13 protein-coding genes and 1 pseudogene are annotated in these 24,111 nt (G+C 32.6%); 10 read left to right on the top strand and 4 right to left on the bottom strand.

The annotated features are described in order from the left end of the window. The first annotated feature begins 6 nt into the window (after positions 1 to 6). From H526_RS0127745 to H526_RS32700, 7 genes and pseudogenes are all read left to right on the top strand, one after another. The gene (locus H526_RS0127745; protein WP_027395919.1) at positions 7 to 714 is read left to right on the top strand and encodes a hypothetical protein; all 708 of its coding nucleotides are present in this window, start codon (positions 7 to 9) and stop codon (positions 712 to 714) included. A 30-nt stretch (positions 715 to 744) separates the two neighbouring features. Next, the gene (locus H526_RS0127740; RefSeq protein WP_035086867.1) at positions 745 to 1,437 is read left to right on the top strand and encodes a hypothetical protein; all 693 of its coding nucleotides are present in this window, start codon (positions 745 to 747) and stop codon (positions 1,435 to 1,437) included. Positions 1,438 to 2,558: 1,121 nt separating this feature from the next. After that, complete coding sequence (locus H526_RS0127735; protein ID WP_027395917.1) at positions 2,559 to 4,973, top strand: T9SS type A sorting domain-containing protein; 2,415 nt, start codon at positions 2,559 to 2,561, stop codon at positions 4,971 to 4,973. Between the two features lie 446 nt (positions 4,974 to 5,419). Beyond that, on the top strand, positions 5,420 to 6,664 hold the full coding sequence (locus H526_RS0127730) for a helix-turn-helix transcriptional regulator (protein WP_027395916.1): 1,245 nt from the start codon (positions 5,420 to 5,422) through the stop codon (positions 6,662 to 6,664). Positions 6,665 to 6,811: 147 nt separating this feature from the next. Further along, a complete protein-coding gene (locus tag H526_RS0127725; RefSeq protein WP_081415725.1) occupies positions 6,812 to 9,796 on the top strand; it encodes a glycosyl hydrolase in 2,985 nt (994 codons plus the stop codon). A 145-nt stretch (positions 9,797 to 9,941) separates the two neighbouring features. After that, a complete protein-coding gene (locus H526_RS32705; protein ID WP_211237864.1) occupies positions 9,942 to 10,220 on the top strand; it encodes a transposase in 279 nt (92 codons plus the stop codon). Continuing rightward, positions 10,213 to 10,425, top strand: a pseudogene (locus tag H526_RS32700) (hypothetical protein); the annotation flags it as partial. The gene H526_RS32705 and the pseudogene H526_RS32700, both read left to right, overlap by 8 nt. Here the strand turns inward: H526_RS32700 and H526_RS30400 are convergent. Next, entirely contained in the window at positions 10,399 to 11,811 is a 1,413-nt protein-coding gene (locus tag H526_RS30400; RefSeq protein WP_051336399.1) for a hypothetical protein, read from the bottom strand. The pseudogene H526_RS32700 and the gene H526_RS30400 sit on opposite strands and share 27 nt — an antisense overlap. Positions 11,812 to 11,995: 184 nt before the next feature. On the opposite strand from H526_RS30400, the gene H526_RS30395 reads away from it, so the two are divergent. Further along, positions 11,996 to 12,880: a hypothetical protein gene (locus H526_RS30395; RefSeq protein WP_051336398.1), complete on the top strand. Its 885-nt coding sequence runs from the start codon at positions 11,996 to 11,998 to the stop codon at positions 12,878 to 12,880. Positions 12,881 to 12,975: 95 nt separating this feature from the next. On the opposite strand, the gene H526_RS0127710 is transcribed toward H526_RS30395, so the two are convergent. The 3 genes from H526_RS0127710 to H526_RS30390 all read right to left on the bottom strand — a co-directional run bounded on the left by H526_RS0127710 (position 12,976) and on the right by H526_RS30390 (position 21,737). Then, a complete protein-coding gene (locus H526_RS0127710) occupies positions 12,976 to 15,285 on the bottom strand; it encodes an RICIN domain-containing protein (RefSeq protein ID WP_027395914.1) in 2,310 nt (769 codons plus the stop codon). A gap of 1,215 nt (positions 15,286 to 16,500) precedes the next feature. Beyond that, entirely contained in the window at positions 16,501 to 20,205 is a 3,705-nt protein-coding gene (locus H526_RS0127700; RefSeq protein WP_027395913.1) for a CBM35 domain-containing protein, read from the bottom strand. 902 nt (positions 20,206 to 21,107) lie between these two features. Beyond that, positions 21,108 to 21,737 carry an NUDIX hydrolase gene (locus H526_RS30390; protein ID WP_245591249.1) on the bottom strand — a complete coding sequence of 210 codons (630 nt, stop codon included), beginning with the start codon at positions 21,735 to 21,737 and terminating at the stop codon, positions 21,108 to 21,110. A gap of 175 nt (positions 21,738 to 21,912) precedes the next feature. Here H526_RS30390 and galK point away from each other — a divergent pair, with 175 nt between their 5' ends. Continuing rightward, positions 21,913 to 23,064, top strand: coding sequence for a galactokinase (gene galK / locus H526_RS0127690; RefSeq protein ID WP_027395912.1), 1,152 nt, complete (start codon positions 21,913 to 21,915; stop codon positions 23,062 to 23,064). 2 nt (positions 23,065 to 23,066) lie between these two features. Beyond that, the gene (locus H526_RS0127685) at positions 23,067 to 24,107 is read left to right on the top strand and encodes a UDP-glucose--hexose-1-phosphate uridylyltransferase (RefSeq protein WP_027395911.1); all 1,041 of its coding nucleotides are present in this window, start codon (positions 23,067 to 23,069) and stop codon (positions 24,105 to 24,107) included. The last annotated feature ends 4 nt before the right edge of the window (positions 24,108 to 24,111 follow it).

Here is a 24,111-nt window from a genome sequence, read left to right as displayed (position 1 = left end):
ATAATAATGAAAACGTTAAAAAATAAACAAATGATTATTCTGAAACATATTTTAAACTATTCTGCGGTAATTCTATTACTTACTTTTCTTACCTCTTGTGAGAATGATTTAGAATCCGAAAATCAAGAAACGATTGGCGAAGAAGTAACGGGTGACCCTGAAATTATAATTATTGAAGGTAAAGAGTATTCTTTAGCACAAGTACTCAATGACACAGAACTTTCAAAAATTTACGAAGACCCAATGGGAGGTATTTCTTATCTTAATGAAGACAAAATTTACGTTTTGGAAATTTTTAATACAAAAGAAAGTGCCGATAAAGCTCTTAATGACTTTAATAAGCAAGCGAAGAAGAATAGTAAAGCTAACAAAGACTTTGGGCATTGGGCTGTGGTATTATTTGATAGTGGGAATTACAGGGGTCAATACTGGGCAACTAGTGGAATGCATAGACTTTCAGAGAATAAAAAAGGTGTAGCAAATAGAAATGTTCCAGGTTATTTCAATGATAAAGCTGCTTCTCTTATAATAGTATCTTCAAATCATGATGGTAAAAATTCTAGAACCCAGCTTATTACCTATCGTCATTATCATCAGAGAGGGCAACAGTTACATAGTTGGGTACGAGGTAAGGATCATTACCGTGGAAGGTCGAGTTTAGGAAGGGAAAATGATAAAATTTCATCCATTAGGGTAGTAATGGAGAATAAGTAGATAATTATAACAAATTTTAAACCAATGATTATGCATAAAACAAGAAAATTTTTATTTTTATTTTTGATAATGGCTACATTATACTCCTGCTCAAAAGAGGAGGTAGATATACCTTCTAAAGATTCTGATATCGATATATTGGCCGATCAATTATCATCAGACCAGCGTCTAATAGATGTATTTGCCTCAAAAAAAGTAATCGAGTTTTTGGTTTTCGATGCTCAGAAAGATTTGTTAGAATCTGATAAGACAGTATTTCTTTCTGTATATGAAGAAGCGTTGTACTCAAATGATTTTATGAAAATCGCTACTCTACTAAATACTAAAGAATCAGTGATTAAAGAATTTTTCTTTGACTATGTAAGTAATACCAAAGCACTAGCAGTGGATTTTCCTCAAATCCCAAACTTATCCAACAAAGAATCATTGGATCTTGATAGTTTGGTATTATCTAAGGATTACGTAAAAGCTGCAATTGAAGATAAATATTTGACACTTATAGATACTATGACACTCTCTTATAGTAAAAAATCAGATGTCAGATGTGCCCTTAGGTATATCATTTGTACAATCAAAGTTGGAGGTCTTTCAATTTCAGGAGCACTCTTGTGTTCGGCAGTAGCTCCAGAATGGGTGATTGCGTGTGTAGGGTTTGCTGAGGCTGGAGCTGTAGGTAGTTTTGCCCAATGCACACAAAACTTTCTTGGATGTATAAAAAAATAAATAATTTAATATTTTAAAGAGTAAATAAACTTTAAGCCGGAAGAAAAGAATTGGCTATCAATACGAAAGATAGCAACCTTGGGGCGGTGTAGAAGAATTAAGTGATAATCAGTATCGCAATTATAAAAAATTAGAAGCGGTATCGGTTTACGGTTTTAAGTATTATGTTGTAAGAAGCGAAAAAAAGGAGTATTTCTTTATTTCGCTTCTTAATTTAGGTTAATAAAATTGGTAGAATAGTGATTGAGAAAATGGAGGGTAAAAGAGAATAGTTATTTTATTATGCTTCTATATATTGTTTTTATAATGTAGTTAACCTCTGTAGTACTTGATAAAGCTTTGTATTTTATTGCTAGTATCAAAATACACTATAAGGATGAACTACTAATTATGAGAAATAAAAAAGCCTGGAAAAGATAGATAAAAGAAATTATTAAGGATTTACTTAAAGATAAGTGCGCAATCAGAGTATCTTAGATAATAAGCTTTGGTGTTTTTGTGTCAAATTCATGGGTTGGTTAAACTGGGTATCTTTTTTAAAATAAAGTATTAAATAGCATCGTATTTTAGCATGTTTTTGTAAATCTTCAGATCGAATTTGAATTTTTCAGGAAATTCTTTTTAACTCTTCAGAAGAGTTATGTAATTGAGTAAACAGTGAATTTGGTGCAATACACTTAGTCTAGAAGAAGCGTTTAGAATTACTTTGTCAATTAAAATAAATCACTAATTCATTTACTTTTTATTTACTATAAAATAATTTGTATCTATACCATTGTGATAGGCTCAGATAAAAACTTACCTGTATTTAGAAAGTTTTTCTGTGTGATTATTTGGTCACAAGTTGGTTTATTAATATCAGAAAAATCCTTTTTTTTTTTCTATAAATACTATATCTGGTGTTTTGCAATTCTTTTGTTGGTTTATAAATCTTAATTTATTAACAATTCGTTAAAGATATGCCTTGTTTAAATCAACTGATCGGTGCTTGGCTATAGTTCTTTTTTTTGGTTAGTTTTTGATAAAAAATCATTATCAAGATGCAATGAGGTTCACTAATTTTATTATTAATATTATAATCAAATCAATACTTAAATAAACCTATATTTTAACCTATTATTATGAAAAAAAAAATATCACTTATTTTATTACTTATATTTTGTACTGTTATAAATGCGCAGAGATCTAACAAGCTTTGGGACAATGGAAAGGACTACAAAAAAAAATATATGGAGGATGTTACAACAACTTTACGCGCAAAAAATGTCGGTGCTTCCTTCAGTCAGTTTAATAAAAATATTAAAATCAATACTCCAAAGTTTTCTAAGGCTTTATCCGAGAATGATCTCTCCGTTAATGGCTTAAATATTGCTTGGGTCAAATTCGGCCGAGATATTGGAGTAAACCCTTTTGACGGGAGTTCTTTTAGACCAGATTTAGCTGCTTTTGAAGAGATAATGAACTTCGTGCAATTTAATGGAGGTAATGTAGTAAGATGGTGGTATCATACTAACGGGTCTACTAACCCCGTCTACGATAGTGATCAGATGGTTACGAATAATCCTGACTTTTTTCACGAGGATGTACTCGAAATCTTGGATTTAGCAGAATCCAAAGGCTTAAAAGTTCAAATATGTCTGTGGTCTTTTGATATGTTAAAAGATCAATGGGCAGTTGATGCAGAGGCAAATAGAAAGTTGCTCACAGAAGATCGTTACAGAGATGCTTATATCCAAAATGCACTTCTGCCATTAGTCAACAGTGTAGGAGATCATCCTGGTTTATTCGCTTGGGAAATTTTTAATGAACCAGAGGGTATGACGAAAAGGTATGCAGCACATTGGAAAAATTTTAAGGAAAAGGTAGAGATGCCGTTTATTCAACAATTTATTAACAAAACTGCTGGAGCTATTAGAAGAGCACAACCTGAAGTTAAAATTACTAACGGTGCGTTAGGTTTGCTAACTAATATGGAGGATGCTGAGAAAGGTTTCTGGAATGCGTACTCTGATGCTAATTTAATTAATGCAGGTGGTGATGACGAAGGTTATTTAGATTTCTACAATGTTCATTATTATAAGTGGCAGGGGTTTAAAGGGTCTCCCTTTCATAATATTTTAGATGTAAATAAGATAGATAAAGAAACGGTGATAGGGGAATACTATCCTGATGACATTGTATTTAATGATGATGACTTGGCTAATGATTCTGGTTTATCACCAAGTGATATACCAATTACAAGAGCAGAAGATCTTGGTTTAGAACTTTCTGAAAATTCTTGGTCGGGATCCATAGTGTGGTCGTGGACTGACAGATCTCAATTGGATGATAGAGATAATATGAAAAAGATTTTAAAAAGTTTAGAGAAGGATTCTTCTGGTGAGGTTGAAGGGATTATTACTGACGGAACTTACTATATTAATTCATTAATCAAACCTCAGCGATTAGTGGCACCTAAAGCAGCGAACAATAATGCTCAATTAAATAACGCGTTAGATTACAATGATCAAAAATGGGTTTTTAAACATCTCGGCGAAAATGTTTATACTATTTTTAATCTAGGAACTAAAAGGTTTTTGGCATTAGATGAAGAGTCTGGTTGTATCGTTGAGAAGACTAATGTATCTACGATACTATCTGGATCAGAGGCTAATACGAAGTGGGAAGTTTTAGATCGTGGAGAAAATATAGTAAGCTTTAGGAACCTAAATTACCAATGCGACACGGAGGAAGCGCCCTTGGCAGTTTTAGGCAATCCTGAAACGAACCAAGAAAATGCAAATATTCGCCTTGTTAATTATGATCCCAACAATCAACGCCAGAAATGGAAAATAGAACTAGTGTCAGAAGATCGAGTAGGTGAAGCGCCCATAGGCGAGACTATTTGGCTTAGAACAGATAGAAGTAACGTTGAGTACGTTAGTGCTGTTCAAAGTGTCCTCAACGCTCCTTTAAGAGCTAATTCTACAGAATTAGGGCTCAATGAGCAGTTCAAAGTTGAAGATGCGGGGAATGGGAATATATACTTAAAGTCTGTGGCGAACAATAAATATATCCAGGTTAGATATGATAATAATAGTGAATTAGAAGCTAAATCTATCACCAAAATGGGTTGGGAGACTTTTACTTGGGAAAGTTTAGGAGAAGGTAAAGTTGCTTTCAAAACTTTCAATGATAAATATGTTCGCGCGCAGCTAAGTTTAGATTCAAATCAATTGAGTGCGATATCAAATATAGGTAATGAAGGTTGGGATGTTTTTAGATGGGGGGTTGTAATTCCAGTAGAGGAGTCTGTAAATAAACTCAATAGCATCGATGCTAATTTTGCAGCATATCCGAATCCTGTGAGCTTATCGGAAAAAATCACTTTAGAAGGTAGTCGGCAAGGAGATATCGTGGAAGTTTATGATGTTTTTGGAAACTTACAATCTCAACAAATAATAGATGATAAAAACCAAATTCGTATAATTAATCTGAAGAAAGGCATTTACTATCTAAAAATTGAATCTAAAAATATCAAGATTGTAATAAAATAGATGTTGTTTTATTACAATTCTTTTTTTAGTTGAATGAGACATATCAAAACTTGTACAGACATAGAACGGAACAGAGTTTCCTTTTGTAAATTAATAAATATTATTTATTTCGATAGTTTCCTGGTATATTATTCTAATCGTGATTTTTCTTATAATGATTAAGAATATGGGATATGCTAAGAAAACTAGCTTTTAGTTTAATTCTGTGTCTATTCGAACTGTATTTGATAGTGCTGTAAACGGGAATATATTGACTTTAGCTTCTGAGTTTCGGCTTATAATTTCTGTCAATCTATTCCTGTTATTATTTAATAAAATTAGCAGTTTTCATTCTTTTAATTTTTGTTAATGAGAATGTTAAGACTACCTCTAATCGAATGTCTTTTTATAAATCGGTAAATTAACTTGAATGGTCGTCACAAACTTATCGATAAACACCAGAAAATATGTGCCATCAAGTATTCAGAATTTATTTTGTTTTTTCCGTGATTTCTTTTTTCAGCTTTGGTTTCATATGGCATTATAATTACAAAGTAGGGGCTGTTACAAAAAAATATATTGAAGCATCTATTAAAAAGGCTTTTCCTGAAATTTATGGTGATATTAAGAATGACAAAGTTGCATTAAGCTTTATAAAAGAAAGTGATCCTTTCAAATATTCTAAATTAGAAAGAAGGGTGCTTTGTGAATCCAATAGTAGATTTTACGATGGTTGTTCTCTGTTTAATCAAAATTTAATATCAATTCCCACTAATCATAATGAAATGGGTTTTATAGAAAAGAATGTCTCTGGGCAAGGCTATCTGAACACACCAAAAAGCAAGTTTTGGGGAGAAAGATTCTACTATAGTGACATTAAAGCGTCCAAGAAAATAGAGAGTAGAATTTATTTCTGTATTCAGTACTATGCTAGTTTATGGTTAGGCAGGATGACTAATAATTACAGTTTATATTACAATTTCCCTGTGAAAAGAAAAGATGACCATACTAAAATAAGGGAAGAAGTAATCAACAAATTTGACACGCTATTTTTTTGGTATAGAGATCTTAATAAAAGTTTGGTGATTATTGCTATTTTTTTTGTAATAATTTGTTTAGTTGTATTGGTAAGAACTAAGCGTAATAAAAAAAAAGAAGAATTACAGGAACTCCTAAATCAAAAAGAGTTAGAATTCCAAAAGGTCGAGTTTGAAATGCATCAGTTACATTTTTTTCTAGAACGGGTTGAAGAGGATAATATAAAACTAAGACAATATAGAGAAGGTATAAGTAAAGAATTAGCTTTATCTACTCTTCAGATGACACAAGTGTATAATTCTATAGAAGAGGTAAAAGCGCTTTTGAATGATATAGTTAAGGAAGCCGATGGAGAACAAAGAAAAAAGTTGAAGAGTGTGTTTAAGATATTGAATGGTGAATTTGCTATGGAAGGGAGTTGGGAACGATTCGAAATACACTTTAATCAAATCAATAATAATTTCTTAGATAAGATTAAAGAACAATATCCAGCTCTGAATCATCGAGAAATGAGAGTATGTGCCTATTTGAAGCTTAATTTGTCAAGTAAAGAAATTGCTCCATTGATGGGTATTTCTTATCGAGGGGTTGAATCCTTGAGGTTTAGAATTAGAAAGAAGATAAATCTAGACTCTTCAATAAATCTGACAGAATACATCATAAATTTCAAGTAATATAATTTTTGCGTAGTAAGAGTGTATTGGCACAAGTTGCAGTTGTATAGGTGAGTTGATATATTTTTAGTTGTGAAAAGTAAATTTCGATTTTTTAAAACAACTAATAAATATTTATTTTTTAACGAATTTTAAAACCAACTTAATATGAATCTAAAACCTTTGTTATTCTTGCTCCTAATTTTTATGCCAGGTGTTACAGAAAACTCAGTTGCTCAGACGATACTGGGAAAATTTGCGCCAATTAGTGGTAAAACTATGTTATTTATCGGTCAGGATCTTGGATCCATCGACGGATATGTCAATTCAGGTAAATTTCCGACTCCGGCCGGTGTAACAATGTACACCGATATCTATTCTATGGCTGGATTAAATACTACTATAAATTATGGTGCTGGAGATATTGGACTACAAGCTGCCTTAGATCGTTATCCTAATTCTGCATTATCTGTTGGTTTATGGATGGTCGAAGAAGCTGATGGTGAGGGGGAGGTCCATCCTAATGGTTTAATTGAAATCGTAAATGGTTTTCACGATAACGAGTTAATCAAATTCAGAGATTTTGCTAAAAGAAATGCTCCCAGACCAATTTTTCTGCGTATTGGTTATGAATTTGATGGCCCTTGGAATGGATATAATCCGACAAGATATATTGCTGCGTATAAATATATTGTAGACTTTCTGAATGCTCAAGGAGTTACTAATGTAGCTTATGTATGGCAATCAGCTACGTGGGGGGAAAATACCGGTAATATAATTGATTCGTATTATCCGGGAGATAACTACGTAGATTATGTCGGTCTTTCGTTTTTCTTTTTTAACGAAAATTTCAATGGCGATAATCTTGAGTATATTCTAAATTTTGCCAGAAATAAAGATAAACCCGTTATGATGGCGGAAGTTTCTGCTCAGTATTACGAATTTGATCAAGGAACTTTTCATCCGTTTGATAGGCCAGGAAGCCCTCAGTCACTTGGTGGTAAAGGTATCTGGGATCAATATTTCGCTGACCAACTTATTCCATTTATTGATAATAATCTTGACGTAATAAGGGCAGTAGCTTATATCAATGCAGACTGGCAATCACAGCCTTTATGGAAATGGCCTGATGCCAATGCAGGATTTTGGGGAGATACTAGAATAGAAAAAAATAATACGATCTCCACTAATTGGAGTAACTATATAGATAACGGAAACTTTCTTCACGGGGGATCTAATCTACTAAATGATTTGGGGGTCGTTAACAATCCTACGTGCAATGATGGAATCCAAAATCAGGGAGAAACGGGTATTGACTGTGGTGGGTTTAATTGCGCTCCCTGTGATACTTCAGGACTATGTATAGGGTCAGACATACCATCGGTAACTGTTAGTATAACCAACGAAACCTCACAAGGGGCAAATGACGGAAGTATTAAATTTGATTTTCCTAATACTGCAGGTAGAACCAATATTGAATTTAGTATCAATAATGGTAGTAATTATCCTTACAACGTAGCAGATAATTCTGGATCCACTAAAGTAAGTAATCTTTCTCCTGGTAATTATGATCTTTGGGTACGATGGGGTAATAATGAATGTCCGCAAGACTTAGGCGGTATTACGATAGCTTCAGGAAGCAATGGAGATAAGGATATAACTGCCAAACTATTACCTCCCAACAAGAAAATTTTATTAACAATAGGGCAAGACCTTAAAACCTTACATGACTATCAACAAGGGGGCATTAATTCTAAAGGATTTCCTGAAATGGGCGGTACTGCAACGTATATAGCATTTTATAGTTTGCTATCATCTCAATTTCCACAATATGGTGGACTAGGAGAAACAACTAATGGGAGTATTGCAAGAAATGGTGATGGATCCACTATAGATGTGGACTGGGGAGCAGGCCCTTTAAATAGCCGTAGTACAATACTGGGATATGAGAATTCAAGCCTGTCTATTGGGCTTAGCATGACTGAAGGAGAAAATACAGCTAACGGAGTGAATTATTGGTGTCAGGGTTGTCTCGATCAAATAGGACAAGGAAAATGGGATAATGAAATTAAAAGATTGGCAGTATTCTTCAAAAAATACTCCAATAAAGCTATATATTTAAGAATAGCATATGAATTTGATGGAAACTGGAACGTAGGATACGAAGTCAGAGCTAATTATATTAACGCTTATAGAAGAATTGTTGATGTACTAAGGGCAGAAGGAGTAACTAATGTAGCATTTGTATGGCAATCCTCTGCTTCACCAGTTGATGATATTCTGGATATAAGATTTGGAGAAGGAGACTTTGGAGATATTTCCAGCTGGTACCCTGGTGACAGTTATGTAGACTGGGTAGGATTATCTTGGTTTATAACGGCGGATGAAAATAGCAATATGGAACCTAGAATTCCTACACAACGAGACAAAGCAAATGAAGTGGTTCAATTTGCAAGAAGCAGAAACAAACCTGTATATATTGCAGAATCAACTCCTCAAGGGTATGACCTTCTGAATCTAAATAACTGTAATATTTCTGAAGTTTGGGATGGAACTGCAGCATCAAGCTGTCAGTCAAAAACAGCATCTCAAATTTGGAATGAATGGTATGCTTCATTTTTCGAATATATATATGTTAACAAAGATGTTATCAGACAGGTTCATTATATCAATACCAATTGGGAGGATGATACTGCCTTGTTCGGGCAAGGTAATATAGAGAATGGGTACTGGGGAAGAGCTGGTGTTCAAATTAACAACACCATCGCTAATAAATGGAAAAATGAAATAAACAAATCCGTATGGCTCCATGGAAGCAATTCTTTAAATAGTACTTTATTGAATTCTAGATCTTCTGAAAAAGCAAATCAATCCTTAGGAGAAAATGTATCGATCATAACTTCAAAACCAAAGATCTCACCAAATCCTAGCAACGACTATATCTATATCCACACAGATAATAACCAGCAAATAAATGCGGTTTATATTTTAGATATTAATGGTAGGAGAATTAATTCAATTCCAAAACCTATCTTTAAAACTTCGGGTGATAATATGATTGATATAAGGCATTTGCAGCAAGGAACGTACTTTGTAACTATAAAAATCAATCAAACGACCTATATTGAAAGACTTTTGATTAATCGACTGTAATTTTGTGTAATTTGATAATGGATATTAAAAAAGCTTGATAAAGAATTTTATCAAGCTTTTCTGTTCTTCTAGGAGGGTTTAATATCCTGATGTTTGCCTCTCACGAAAAACAATGGTAATCTTGAGCGTGAGCTCAAGCTCCTAGATGCACAAAAGTCACAACGTTTCTTTGTTGCTATATCATTTGTTTTGCTCTACAAAACATAGTCGTTCCGTTTTAAGTCCAAAGGATGATCAAATTTTGAAACGAACTTATCTAGCCATATATGATAGGTGCGAGATTAATCTTTTAGAAATAAGATCTGACAAGGATCACGTGCATTTTTTACTTCAAAGTGTCCTAATCTATGGTTCAACTAAAATAGCTAGGACGATTGAAAGTATAACAGCTAGAGAGATTTTTTTTTCAAGTTCCAGGAGTTAAAAGAGCTCTTTGGGGAGGTTCATTTTGGGGTAGTGGTTTTTATATAACTACAGTTGGTTGGCATAGTAATGAAAAAATAATAGCTCAATTTGTCAAAAATCAAGGAAAAGAAAAGGAATATGAAGTCTTACATAAAAATGATCAATTGAATTTATTAGTAAATATCTTACCATATAAATTATGCTTTAAATTCCTTATTCCTTAGGAATTTTATTAAATGATCATATATGGGTTCAAAAACTTTACTTTTAATATTTTCTGCATCCTGAGGGTAATAAACTTTGTTAACCTGATATCTAGCAGCTCCTTTTAGATGGAACATATGTAGCATTTTGAACTGTACTACTTCAAGGATATTCTTTCCTAAACCATTACATTTGAAAATTCCTGAATTGTTAGGGAGGGAAGCTAAAATGTTTCTTACCTCAATATTGTCATTTGATAAATCGTCTAAAATTTGCAGAAAAACGAGATCTTCTAAAGTTCCTGCACCAAGACTCCATCGTAATTTTGGCTTTTCCTTTTTGGCTAGAGTACTTAGTGAAAAAGCTTCTTCCATATCGATCCCAGTCTTTGCGAATAAATTTTTTAGAGGGTTAATTGAATTTAGGTCATATTTATGATATAGTTTTCTCCTCTCCATATCACTTAAGAGTCCGTTAAACATATAATCATAGCCCAAAAGTAAGAAAGTTTCTCTAAGCTCCTCATAAAGTTTTGGTTTATAATGTTTCATTCTTAAAAAGATGCCTCTTGCGGTAGCTGTTCCTATGTGCATATTAGAAACTAATAATTCGGCTCCAAAATTATTGTTAGCTATTTTTCTTACTCCACCTGAGGTTAATTTTTCATTTTCCCATTCTAAAAAATTAAATCGATCTGAGCCTCCATTACCCTTTTGTATTTCATTCATGCGCATCGCATGCCTAAAGGATAATGCTTCTCCATTAGGTCCAGAAGCTTCATTGTCTCCAAATACTCCAGGCCAGTCCATATTTGTTCCCCAAGTAGGCCTAGGGTTTTCACCATGACAGCTAATACAAGATTTAGGGTTTCTGTGCAGTACTGGTTTTTCTGAAGTAAAATCAAATTGAGAAAATTCCCAATTTCCATTGTCGATATTTAATTCAGCACAATCCAAAAGCTCATATTTTGGATCATTAGATTTCGTGCTAATGTTCATTAATAAATGTCCGTCAGGTCCAAAAAGTACTATCCTAGGATATTGTAATGAAGACTGGCCATCCCCTTTGGTTATTTCTACTAATGAAAAATTATTCTTATAATGATCAGGTAGAGAATTTAACAATTGAGTTATCGTAGTTATATTATTTTCTTTTATATAGTTATGTAGACCCTGTATGGTCATTTCAGGTTTACCAACATTTGCCTTAGGATTGAGATTATTTAATTGTATAATTACATCATTCACTGTTTTCGGACAAATAAAATCGCCTACCTGTGTTCCTCCTAATTTCTGGTAAATTATCGTGTCGGTAATGTGGGTATACTTAGTAGAAATTTGTTTTTTTTTTCCGCAACTTATTATTAATAGCATAATAAACCCGAGACTACTAATTTTTTTTTTCATATTGATTTTTAAATTGTGAAGTAAAAAAAAAGCTTTTTAATTAAAAATTAAGGTTCAACGATTAAACTAATAGGTATGCGTGGTAGAAACGTGTTAGGTAAGTGGTATAAAATATGGTAATATTTAAGTATTATTTTATACTATATGATCTTTACAAACTTAAACCAATTTAAATTTTTTAATTATGAGATTTCTTTTAGTATTTACAATTATTAGTATGCTTTTATTTTCAAGTTGCGAAAATGAGAGTATTAATGAAACAGGTGATTCAGTATCTAAAATTATTGTCAATGGAAAGTCAACTTGTCCTGATGATTATTCCTTTGAAGCTTGTGGAAGATGTTGGATAGATTCCGGCCAAGCTGTATCAGGAGGATGTAATTCTACTACAGATAGCAATGACAACGATGATAATGAGGATGATTCCGATAATGATACTATTTGTGGTGACTTTATTTATAATCCTGGTAATAAAGCTTGTGTTACCTATGTAGGTAATGGTAATGCTGGATGTTTAAATAGTGATAAGCTTTTTGTTAGTGTAAAAGGCGTAGTAAGTAACCCGTGTAATACTAGAGAAGCTGTCCTAGACATTGAAAGAAATTTAGGTATCAATATTGATGATCAGTTTGTTGAATTATGTGGTTATCAGGGTAATGTTCCTCCGATAAATCCATCAATGACGAAAAGCGATTTCATTATTTATATGAAAAAATTGTTCGAAGGAATTAGTGTGGGTGGTAAAACAGGAAATCAATATGCTGTAGATTTTGCTAATTTATTAGACACTAATAATGATGGTTTATTAACAAGAAACGAGGCTAGTCAAGCAAAAGGTTCTGATCCGAGACAAGTTTTGAATTTAGAACCAATTTTCACTATTAATGGTGGTTTGGCTACTGATGATGTTTTGGCATATGTTGGCTTATATTTAGGAGATGGCGCATTGGATAAATATGCTGGAGATTTACCCCAAGTAGTTCAGGATAACATGGCTAAGTTTACTAGAACGTGGCAACCAGGAATTAATGCATCTTCGAAGAGATATAATGCAGTAAGCGGTAATTAGAGCGATATTTATGAGTTAGCTATTATATATTATTCGTATATGAAAAGCAGAGGTGATGAGTTTAAAAGATTCAGCCTCTGCTTTTATCATTTTATTTACTTTTTAAGAAATATTTTTTTCTTTTTACCCAGTACTGATATATTGTAATATCCAGGTTTTAGGTTTGAGACATCTAAATTTTCAGTTTCAGTGTTAGTTTTTCGGTTAAGAATTTTGCGACCCAATAGGTCGTAAATAAATATATTACTTCCTATTTCTAGTCCTTCAATTTTTAGGTTGCTTACAGTTGGATTAGGATATATTTTTAAATCAGTATTTGATTTTTGATTAAATATTTTGTTTTCATTATTGTAGAACTGAATTTTCCATTTTTGGTTATTATTAGTATTAATGTAATTCCATAGATGGATATTAGCATTAGTAGCCCCACCGTCTCTATCTAGGGCTCTGGATAGGCAACTCATTGGTTTCAGAGAGTATGTTTCGTCACCCCGATAGATAATTTTCCATTTTGTGTTTTCACCTGATGCGGATAATGAGGAATAAACGTTAACTTTATTATTACATTCTCCATTCTTTACTTGTAAGTATCTTTTAGTTCCTTTGTTAAGAATGGTGTATACATTATTACCTAGGTGTTTAAATACCCATCTTTGATCATTATAATTTCCTGGGTTATTCATCTGGGTATTATAACTCGCCCATTTTGGTGCTATCAGGCGTTGCGAATTAACTGATGATTTTAAATAGTAAGTACCATCTTTAATTAATCCATTATTATTCGTTGTTGTAGAAGGCAGGTTAATACTGACGTGATCAATATCTGTATATCCCCAATGGGCGATGATTGTAATTGTATTATCTCCTTCATTTAAATATAAGTCCAATGAATCTTCTCTCCAGTCATTTGATGCCGAAAATAAGAAGTCTACCGCATTGTTACTGGCGCTGGACTTAACATATTGATTTTTGTTACCGTAACTTGAGTTGCCATTAAAGGATCGGTGTGTGATTGTTAATTTATAGTTACCATTAGATGGAACATTATTGATTGCGAAAGTAATTGTAGAAGGCGAAGAACCCAATTGCACATATTTTCCGCTACTAGCAGAAGTGTTATTTTTAATAGAAGTGCTTCCGGATAAATTAGCTAGTTCTGCTTCTAAGGTGGTGTTTTGATCATCAGAGCCATCTCCACCTGAAGAATGATTGCTAATACTACTAATTATTGAAGCCATATTAGTTTTATCCCTAGATGACGATCTATCTGTCCAGGACCATACAAGAGATCCGGCCCATGAATTATCCATTAATTTTGTTCCAAGGTCTTTAGTGTTAATAGCAGGAACTCCCGATAGTATAAGATCATCTGGATAATATTCACCAACCACGGTTGCCTTATCAATTTTACCAGAATCAAAAGGGTTATGAAAAGGTGATCCTGCTACCTTGGCCCATTTATAATAATGAATATTGTAAAAGTCCAAATAACCATCTTGATCACCTCCTGCATTAGTGAGGTTGACATTTGTATAGGCATTCCAAAAACCTTTGTTCGAATCTTCCATATTTGTAAGTAATCCAAGCGCCCCATTGGTGATTTTAACATTCGGCTGCGCTCTTCTAATTGCACCAGCGGTTTTGTTAATAAAAGTTTGGATAACAGGCATTTCTACCTTTTGTAAGAACCCTTCCCAATGTCCAGCGTATTCTGTTGTCATGCCCTCTGGTTCATTAAATATCTCCCAAGCATATAGTCCAGGATGATTGCCAATAGCATTAACAAGAGGAGTAAGCGCGTTGTTTATATAAGCAGTAGTAAATGTTTCTTCGGTAAGTAGTTTTTTATTTGCCGCAGCATCGACGCCCCATTGATCTTTTAACATATCAAAAGACCAAAGGCAAATTTGTACTTTTAAGCCTTTGGATTCTGCTAAATCCAAGATTTCGAGTACATCATCGTGAAAAAATTGGGGATTCTGAATTACCTTTTGATTGGAAAATGCGGGATTAGTAGAGCCATTGGTATGATACCACCATCTAACTATATTACCACCGTTTTGAACAACAAAATCCATAACTTCGGAAAATTTTGTTAGGTCAGGTCTATAATTTCCTCCACTAAAAGGATCTACACCGACATCACGCCCAAAATTAACCCATGCAATGTTTATTCCATTAACCACTGGATTTATGGATAAGGTCTTTGTTGTTTTTTGAGCGGGAATTTTAAAATTTTGATTTTGTTTAGTAAAATAATCACTAATATTCTTAGTCTTTAATGTTTTTGCAACATCTACTTTATAGTTTTTTTTGTATCCATCTCCATTGTTCCAAGGTATTTCAGAACGTTGAGCAGAAATAACAAAACTAAATAAAATTAGAATCAGGGGAATTTTTTTCATAATATATCAGGTTAATTAGTCAAAAATTAAAATTAATCTTTAAAAAAATGTTAAAAAAATAAATAATTTATAATGCAATTTAGTTAGTGTTAATAAATTGTTATAATGTTATTTTGTCAAAAAATTAGTGGATTCTATCATTTACAACTTTTTATAGTTAATTAAAAGTTAAAATTTTAAATTATGAATACTACAAGTTATATCAGATTATTTTTGATAATGTAGTTTCTTATAGAGTTTTGTCAGGAACTTGGTTATAAGAGTAAACACTTTTTTATGGATAATTTTTAAAAATTATAGGGGAATCCCGTAGTTGTACGACCTTTGTGAAAAAAGATTAGATCGTTATATTGTTTTGTTGATTACTTATTTTAATATGGTTAAGCATGAAATTAGAAACAATGTTGTTCGTTTTTATCTTGAAGAAAAGATAGTTGTACCGAAGAGTTTTTGTCTTAGATTATGATCTCTAACTGTTTTCTTAAAGAAGTTACTATTCAAGATTTTTCAATTAGATGAAAGGGTTAGTATTTACCTATGAAGCGCCTTCCTTGGTTAAACAAAAACTTGTACTGGAAGTTTTTAAGATATTTGGATTAAACAACGATGGGAAACTATAGTCAGTGAAAATAAACAAATCAAACTAGCTAAACTAGAGCTATTGGTATTCAATCCTCACAGTTTTTCTAATGGGGATAATAGAAAAAAAGCTCCTAGTGATAAGTAGAAATTTGTTTTATACAGTACCTAATAAATGGGCTCAAAATCAATATCTAAGATATCATTTAGCTAATATCCAAATATCTAAAAGCAGATGATTTAGTAGAACGGTTAGGAAAGATATTCAATATTACAAACTCGATACAAATGGCTTACGTCAAATTAGCATACTGTGATAGAGAAGTTAAACGAACAAGGTTTAAAGCATTTAATACAATAACTATAAATTACAGATCAATCTTGAATTATTTCATTAACCTGAGTGCAAATGCTTCAGCTGCACCTTTTAATTCTAAAATAAAGCCTCTAGAGTACAATTCAGAGATATTAAAAATGTAGAATTCTCCCTTTTTTAGGTAATTTAGAATGTTTACATAAACAGGACAATAAGTTTGATCTTGCTTTAGATGTTAAAAAAAAACCTGCGATATAAAAATCGCAGGTTTGCTAAAAATTCAAAATTAAGAAAGACACTTTTTAATTTTTTATACTATATTATTTTTTAATAAATGATTTCCTATCTTTTCCTAAGACATATATATTATAATATCCAGATTTTAGTTCTGAAATGTCTAAGGTTTCACTTATTGAAGTCGCTTTAGTTTTTAGTACAGTCTTGCCTAGTAAATCGTAGATGTATATTAAATCTCCAGTTTCTATTTGGTTAATTGTTAGTTTATTATCAGCTGGAATCGGATATACAATTATACTATTTTGATTGTTTGCTTCTCTGTTAATAATCTGTGTATTTAACGAAATGTAATCGATGTGCATATAGCCCCAGTTAGCAGTTAACGTTAGTGTATTATTACCTTCTTTTAGATTTACTTCGATAGTCTTTGTTTGCCATTGATCTCCAGAACCTGTAAAGGTTAATTCTCCAATGTAGGCGGTATTTACGTTTAACCATTGTTTTTTAGTGCCAAAAGGAACTTTGTGTTTTATACCGATTTGATAAGTTCCTTTTGAGGGAGCTTTAATATCCCAAGTTATTTTTCCTCTGTTACCTTGCATAAATACATATTCTTCGCCACTCGTTGATGTATCTGATACTATATTTACTCCATTTAGGTTAGCTTTTTCTGCTTCATATATATTAGTTACGGGAATAGATACGTCTTCTTTTTTGATATCTATAGCAATTTGATCTGTAGAGCTTAACCCTTGATCATCTGTAACGGTAAGAGTAATGTTGTGATATCCAATAGGTAAATCAACATCTGATTGTCGCCCATCAGCTATTTGATTTCCATCTTTAGTCCAAATGTATGTCGCGATTATACCATCAGGGTCAGAACTGAAAGAACCATCGAGTGTTATTGTTTCCGTTCCATTTGCATCTAAATCTACAATAGATTGGTCAGCACCCGCATCAGCGATTGGATTTTTTTGTACTCCGATATCTATGTTAGGAGTTGTAATTATTGGAGCTCCAGAATGTGTATTCCAGTAATTTCTTAATGAGTTAGCTGCTGCTTCGTTATACCAATTAGAATATTCATTAATTCCGATTAAATCATATGGTGCTCCTCCAAACCATAGAAGAAAAGAATTGTAGTTGGTGTTATTTTTTCCCACGTAGTTAATGATACCATCAATACCAATAGCAGCTTGTCTTTTTTGTTCCGTATCGTTTAAAAGTAAACTTCCGCTTCCAGCATTTTGCCACGCGTCTGCATCCCAAACGTTCGGTGCTGTTAGTCCTCTAATACCCATACCATATTCACCAATATGTAATGCTGGTAAATCTTCTGCAGCTATCCCTAATTCATTTATAAGTATCTCATAGATGAAATTTTCGCCATGTAGATCTAAAGCATTTTCAACATTTTTTGGAGTTGTTGAAGCAGTATCAGCCGCATAAATATCCATGGGCATGTATTGTGAAATACTCACCTCGTCTAGTCCAGCAATATATTGACCAATACGTAAAAGGGTTTCATAAGTTACCCCGTCTCTATCAAGGAACTGTACATCTGGGTTTAATCGCTGATTTGGCTCTATTCTGTCCATATATTCAGCATGGTTAGGTAAACGAAGTAAATATTCTATATGGTGACAGTAATTATGAGACAGAACTATATGTTCAGCGATATCACTGTATGTAGTCTGTAGAAGGTTTTTTACTTCATTTTGCAAAGTTACCCAGGACTCAGGATAGTTTAATGTAGAATCCATTAATTCCGCACCTAAATCAAATCTTATTGGTGTAATTGGAGTTCCTTGTTCTCTTATAGCTTCAGCTAACATTTGTAATCCGGGTAAAATAATGGTTTCCTTATATTTGATAGTTGGATTTATTGGGTCTAATAGGTTAAACTTACCTCTCCAATCCTGACCTCCCGGGATTGTATTTAAGTTATCTCGTTCAGATCCTTCTGGCATCGCAAATTTAATAGGATCCAAATGCGGGCGATAATTTATATAATATTGGCGAGCAATAAGTTCTTTAATGATAGCCTTTTGAGTATCTATTGTAGGAGTTTTGGTAGTCCCATTTAGAGTTGTGACTATTCCTTCTTCGTAGGTATTAATGAAATAAGTTGGGTTTAGGGAAATGTACTCTACCCCCCAAGAGTCCAGCTGATCAATGTATGATTGATAGTTAGCGAAATGTGATTCATCCCAACTAGTCCAAAGGAGACCTATTTTAGAAGGATTGTCGGTGTTAGTATTTTCTTCTTTAATTATAATATTAACGGTATCTCTGGAAGTGTCACCAGTATTATCTGTTACGGTTAACTCGATAGAATGAGAACCTAAATTTAGTGTCACGTTGGTTTCAGCTCCCGAGGCAATTTCATTACCATTTTCTTTCCAAACATAAGAAACTATAGACCCATCAGAATCGCTGCTTTCAGATGCGTTTAAAACGACATTTTCGGATCCATTACCGTCACTATCCATAATTGTTTGGTCATTCCCAGCATTAGCAATTGGGGTACTATTATTTTGAGCAAAATCACTCATTATAACTGACATATTATATCTTTTAATATCGGATGTTCTATCTGTCCATGACCATATGAGAGATCCCGCCCAAGAATTTTGTATTAGTTTCATCCCAAAATCCTTTGCTTCAATAACTGGTATATCACCTGATGATATACCAGGATCGTTAGCTAAATCATCACTATTAAACAAAAGATCGTCTGGAAAATATTCCCCTATCACCGTTTCCTTATCTATCTTATTTGTATCAAAAGCGTTATGAAATGGAGAGCCCTTATATCCTTGCCACTTGTAATAATGAACATTGTAGAAGTCTAAATATCCATCCTCATCACCACCGGCATCAATTAAATTGGCATCAGAGTACGCATTCCAGAAACCTTTCTCAGCATCTTCCATATTAGTTGATAAACCCAGCGCTCCGTTGGTGATTTTAACATTTGGTTGCGCTCTTCTAATCGCTCCAGCCGTTTTGTTTATAAATTTTTGGATAAACGGCATTTCTACTCTTTGTAAAAATCCAGGCCAACGACTAGCATATTCGTTAGTCATTCCTTCTGGCTCGTTAAATATTTCCCAAGCATATAATGCCGGATGATTTCCAATATCATTTACTAATGGTATCAGGGCATTACTAATGTAAGCATTGGTATATGTCTCATCAGTAAGAAGTTTTTTGTTTGCTACTGCATCTACGCCCCATTCGTCCTTTAGCATATTAAAAGACCACAAACATATCTGTACTTTTAATCCTTTTGATTTTGCTAAGTCAAGGACGCTCTTCACATCTTCACTAAAAAATTGTGGACTTGTAGTAACCATTTGATTAGAGTCATAAACTGGATTTGTAGATCCATTTGTATGATACCACCATCGCACTACGTTTCCTCCGTTTGCAACAACAAAGTCCATAACTTCTCCAAACTTCTCAAGATTTGGCCTCCATTCACTTCCATTATCTGGATCTATTCCAATATCTCGACCATATTGTACCCAAGCGATATTGATTCCGTTTGGAGTTTCAAATGGAGCAGTGTTTCGGTTTGCTTTGGCAATTGGATTATTTTTGACATTTTGGTTGGTAGGTAAAAAATGGTTCCTAATCTTTTTTAGATCCAAGGGAGTAGATGCATCTATTTTGTGCTGTTTTGTGTGATATTCTCCGTTGTTCCATGGTGTTTTTGATCTTTGTGCGGATAGTTGTGCAAAAAGAAAGAATACTAATTTAAATAGAATTAATTTTTTCATAATAATAAGCAATTAAGTTTATAGGGTTGTTTAATATGGATTTACGCCCATCGGTAAGATGGAGTTTTTAACACTACAAAACTATAAAGTTACTATTAAGTAGTATGATGATATTTTATCAAAAGGTACAAGGAAAATTACTTTTTTAAAACGTAATAATTTGATTTTAAGCAACATAGGTATTCGCTTAAAATTGTATTTATTTTAAGCGATCACTTGAAAGGAAACTTATAATTCTTGAGTAATTTATAACTTAAATCAAATTTTCAACTTGAAGCTTTAGTATTCGGTTCATTTTACTTATTATTTGTTTGATTAAAAGTAATATTCGTTAATAAAGCCGAAGAGGAGTTGCTTTTAGCAATCGAAATAATAAATAAGATAGGATTGTGAACTCTAGAGGCGTAATTTTAAAAACCCTGAAGAGGAGATTCTATAATAACAAAACTAGGCGATTGTGAATATAGTTGTGTCCGACAATGCTATGATTAAAAATAATATCTTTTTAACGTTGCTGTAGATTAAAATTGCTCCTGAGTGCGTTTTTTCCTTAATAAGATTAACAACTTACGGCTTGTATTTACCGGAAAAATTTTAATTTGGGTAATTGGCTTTATAACTCTTATTTGAAAAATAAAGAATGCTCTTTTTTAATTATATCATTTGATTTGCTTCAATAATATATCGTCGATTTTCGATAAATAAAAAAAGGTAGGGTTTTAAAAACGATTTGACATGGTATTCAAAACAGGGTTAGATTTATTTTACGTTGTAATTTTTGCGTCAATTTAGTTTGTTATCAAAATAATGTAAAAAAATTATAGCTGAATATGTTAATAATTGAGGAAAAGGAAATATTATATAAAAATTGTCAATTATATTTACTTTAGTTTAAGGAGTTGTTATAAAATATTATTTTTTAGTATTGGTGCATCAAAGCCATTTGATTTAAATTGTTCATATTTTTCGGGATCGAACTGATATAGAAATGTCCCTTTTTTAAAAGAAGATTTATCTTTTTTCTTTATGTTTCTTAATAAATCTAATGATAATATCTTTTTTCTGAAGTTACGTGCATCAAGTTTTTTCTGAAAAATTTCTTCGTATAATAATTGTATTTGGGGCAAAGTAAAGTTATTAGGTAGTAGTTCGAATCCTAATGGAAAAAATTTAGCTTTATTCCTTAATCTTTCTAATGCATCAGCAACCATTGTAGTATGATCCAATATAAGATTAGGTAATTCATTTAATGGGAACCATAATGCTCCGTGTTTCTCAACAAGATCTTTATTGTTTTGATCTATTCGGATCAGAGCATATTGTGCAATACAAATACATCTAGCTCCAGGATCTCGATGCACGTCGGAGTATGTTTTCAGTTCTTCGGTAAAAATTTGTTCTAGGCCTGTAATGTCTTTTAGAATTCTATTGGTTGCTTCATTCGAGTTTTCATGAGATCTAACAAAACTACCAATTAACGACCAAGATCCTTTTAAAGGTTCAATTTCTCTCTTAAAAATTAAAAGTTTCAAAACTCCATTGTCTAAACCAAAAATAATGCAATCAATAGCAACAAATATCTTCTCTTTGTTCTCGTACCAATGATTCTGTTGATTTTTACCAAAATCTATAAAATTTAAGTAACAAATATAATAAATGTATTTTTTACATTTATTATATTTGTTACTTAAATTTTATATCGCTACTATGAACAAAGAAAACAATTTTAATCCTGAGATCATAGTTGATTCTCCTGGACGTATAAACTTCATTGGCGGGCATACTGATTATAATAATGGATTTGTACTTCCTGCAGCAATTGACAAAAAAATAAAATTTGAATTTAAAAAGAACGGAACAACCAATATATGTAATGTTCTGAGTAAAAATTATAATAAATTTCTTGTTGTGGATCTTGCTAAAATCAAGCCTAGTAAAGAAAGTTGGGAGAATTATATTCTAGGAGTATTACAACAGTTATTAGATCGATCAGATTGTGTTAAGGGATTTGATTGTGTTATAAGTAGTGAATTACCTATAGGATCTGGATTAAGTTCTTCTGCGGCCTTAGAATGTGGATTTGCTTATGGAATTAATGAATTATTTGATCTTGGATTATCTAAATTAGAAATAGCACAGTTAAGCAGAGATGCAGAACATGAATATGTAGGAACTAAATGTGGAATTTTGGATCAATATGCCTCTGTTTTTGGCGAAGAGAATATGGTTTTGTTTTTAGATTGTCTCTCTTTAGAATATCAGTTGATTCCTATGCAATTAACAGATTATAGTGTTTTAATTATCAATACTAATGTAGAACATAACCTTTCTACCAGTCACTATAATAAGCGAAGGGAAGAGTGTGAAGAAGGAGTTGAGGTGATTAGAGAAAAATACAGCTCGGTTTCTTCTTTAAGAGGAGTGACGCTAAGTATGTTGGAAGAAGTAAAGGAACAAATGTCACCTGTCGTATACCAAAGATGTATATATGTCATCCAGGAAAACGAGCGCGTACAAAAGGCAGCAGAGTATTTAAGAAGTAACAATTTTAAAAATTTCGGAGAGTTGTTATATCAATGTCACGAAGGATTAAGATATCAATATGAGATTAGCTGTAATGAGTTGGATTTTTTGGTTGATTTCTCTAAAGGAAAGAACTTTGTTTTGGGTTCTAGGATGATGGGTGGTGGTTTTGGTGGATGTACTGTTAATATAATTCATAAGGATTTTGTAGATACTTATATAGAGGAAATAGGTCGGGCTTATGAAGATAAGTTCAATATAAAATTAGATGCTTTTAAGGTAGCACCTAGTAACGGAACGAGTCACCAGTTACTTACTGTTAAAGAAAATCAATAAAGATGGAAGAAGTCATAAATAATAATCCACATAGAAGATATAATATATTGACAGGAGATTGGGTGTTGGTATCTCCACATAGGACTAAAAGACCTTGGCAAGGAAAACAAGAAACTATAATTGTAAAAAAAACGGATTCTTACGATGAGACTTGCTATTTATGCCCAACAAATATGAGAATGAGTGGTGATAAGAATCCAGATTACAAAGATCCTTTTTCTTTCGTAAATGATTTTTCTGCATTATTATCAGATACTCCAGAACAAAATTATGATAACGGTCTTTTGCAAGGTAGTTCTGAGCGAGGTATTTGTAAAGTGGTTTGTTTTTCACCTGATCATTCATTGACATTACCTTTAATGAAAGAAGAAAACATACAAAAGGTAATTAAGCTATGGAAAAAGGAATATAAAGAACTAGGAGAACTACCATATATTAATCACATACAGATATTCGAAAATAAAGGAGATGTTATGGGATGTAGTAATCCGCATCCACATGGTCAAATATGGGCTCAAGAATCCATCCCACTGGAATCTTCTAAAAAAACAAAACAACAGGATGAGTATTGGGATAAACATCAAAAGAGTTTGTTACTATCTTATCTAGAGCAAGAACTAGAGATGAAAGAAAGAATAATCTCCGAAAATGAGAACTTTGTTTCTTTAGTTCCTTATTGGGCAGTGTGGCCCTATGAAACTTTAGTGTTGCCAAAAAGACATATACAGAACCTAAGTCAATTAACAGAAGAAGAGATTGTCTCTTTTGCAAGTATTATTAAAGACTTAACGATTAGATACGATAATTTATTTAATGTGAGCTTTCCATATTCTGCGGGTATTCATCAATCTCCTACTGATCAGGATAGTCATCCAGAATGGCATTTTCATATGTCATTTTACCCACCATTATTGCGGTCAGCAACTGTAAAGAAATTTATGGTAGGATATGAGATGTTTGCAGATCCGCAACGTGATATTACAGCAGAACAAGCAGCGGAAACGCTAAGGTTTTTATTTAATAAACATTATAGTTTAAAATAATAGT

The organism is Aquimarina latercula DSM 2041 (genome assembly GCF_000430645.1).
GTDB classification, from domain to species: Bacteria; Bacteroidota; Bacteroidia; order Flavobacteriales; family Flavobacteriaceae; genus Aquimarina; species Aquimarina latercula.
This window is presented reverse-complemented; position numbering and strand designations above follow the sequence as displayed.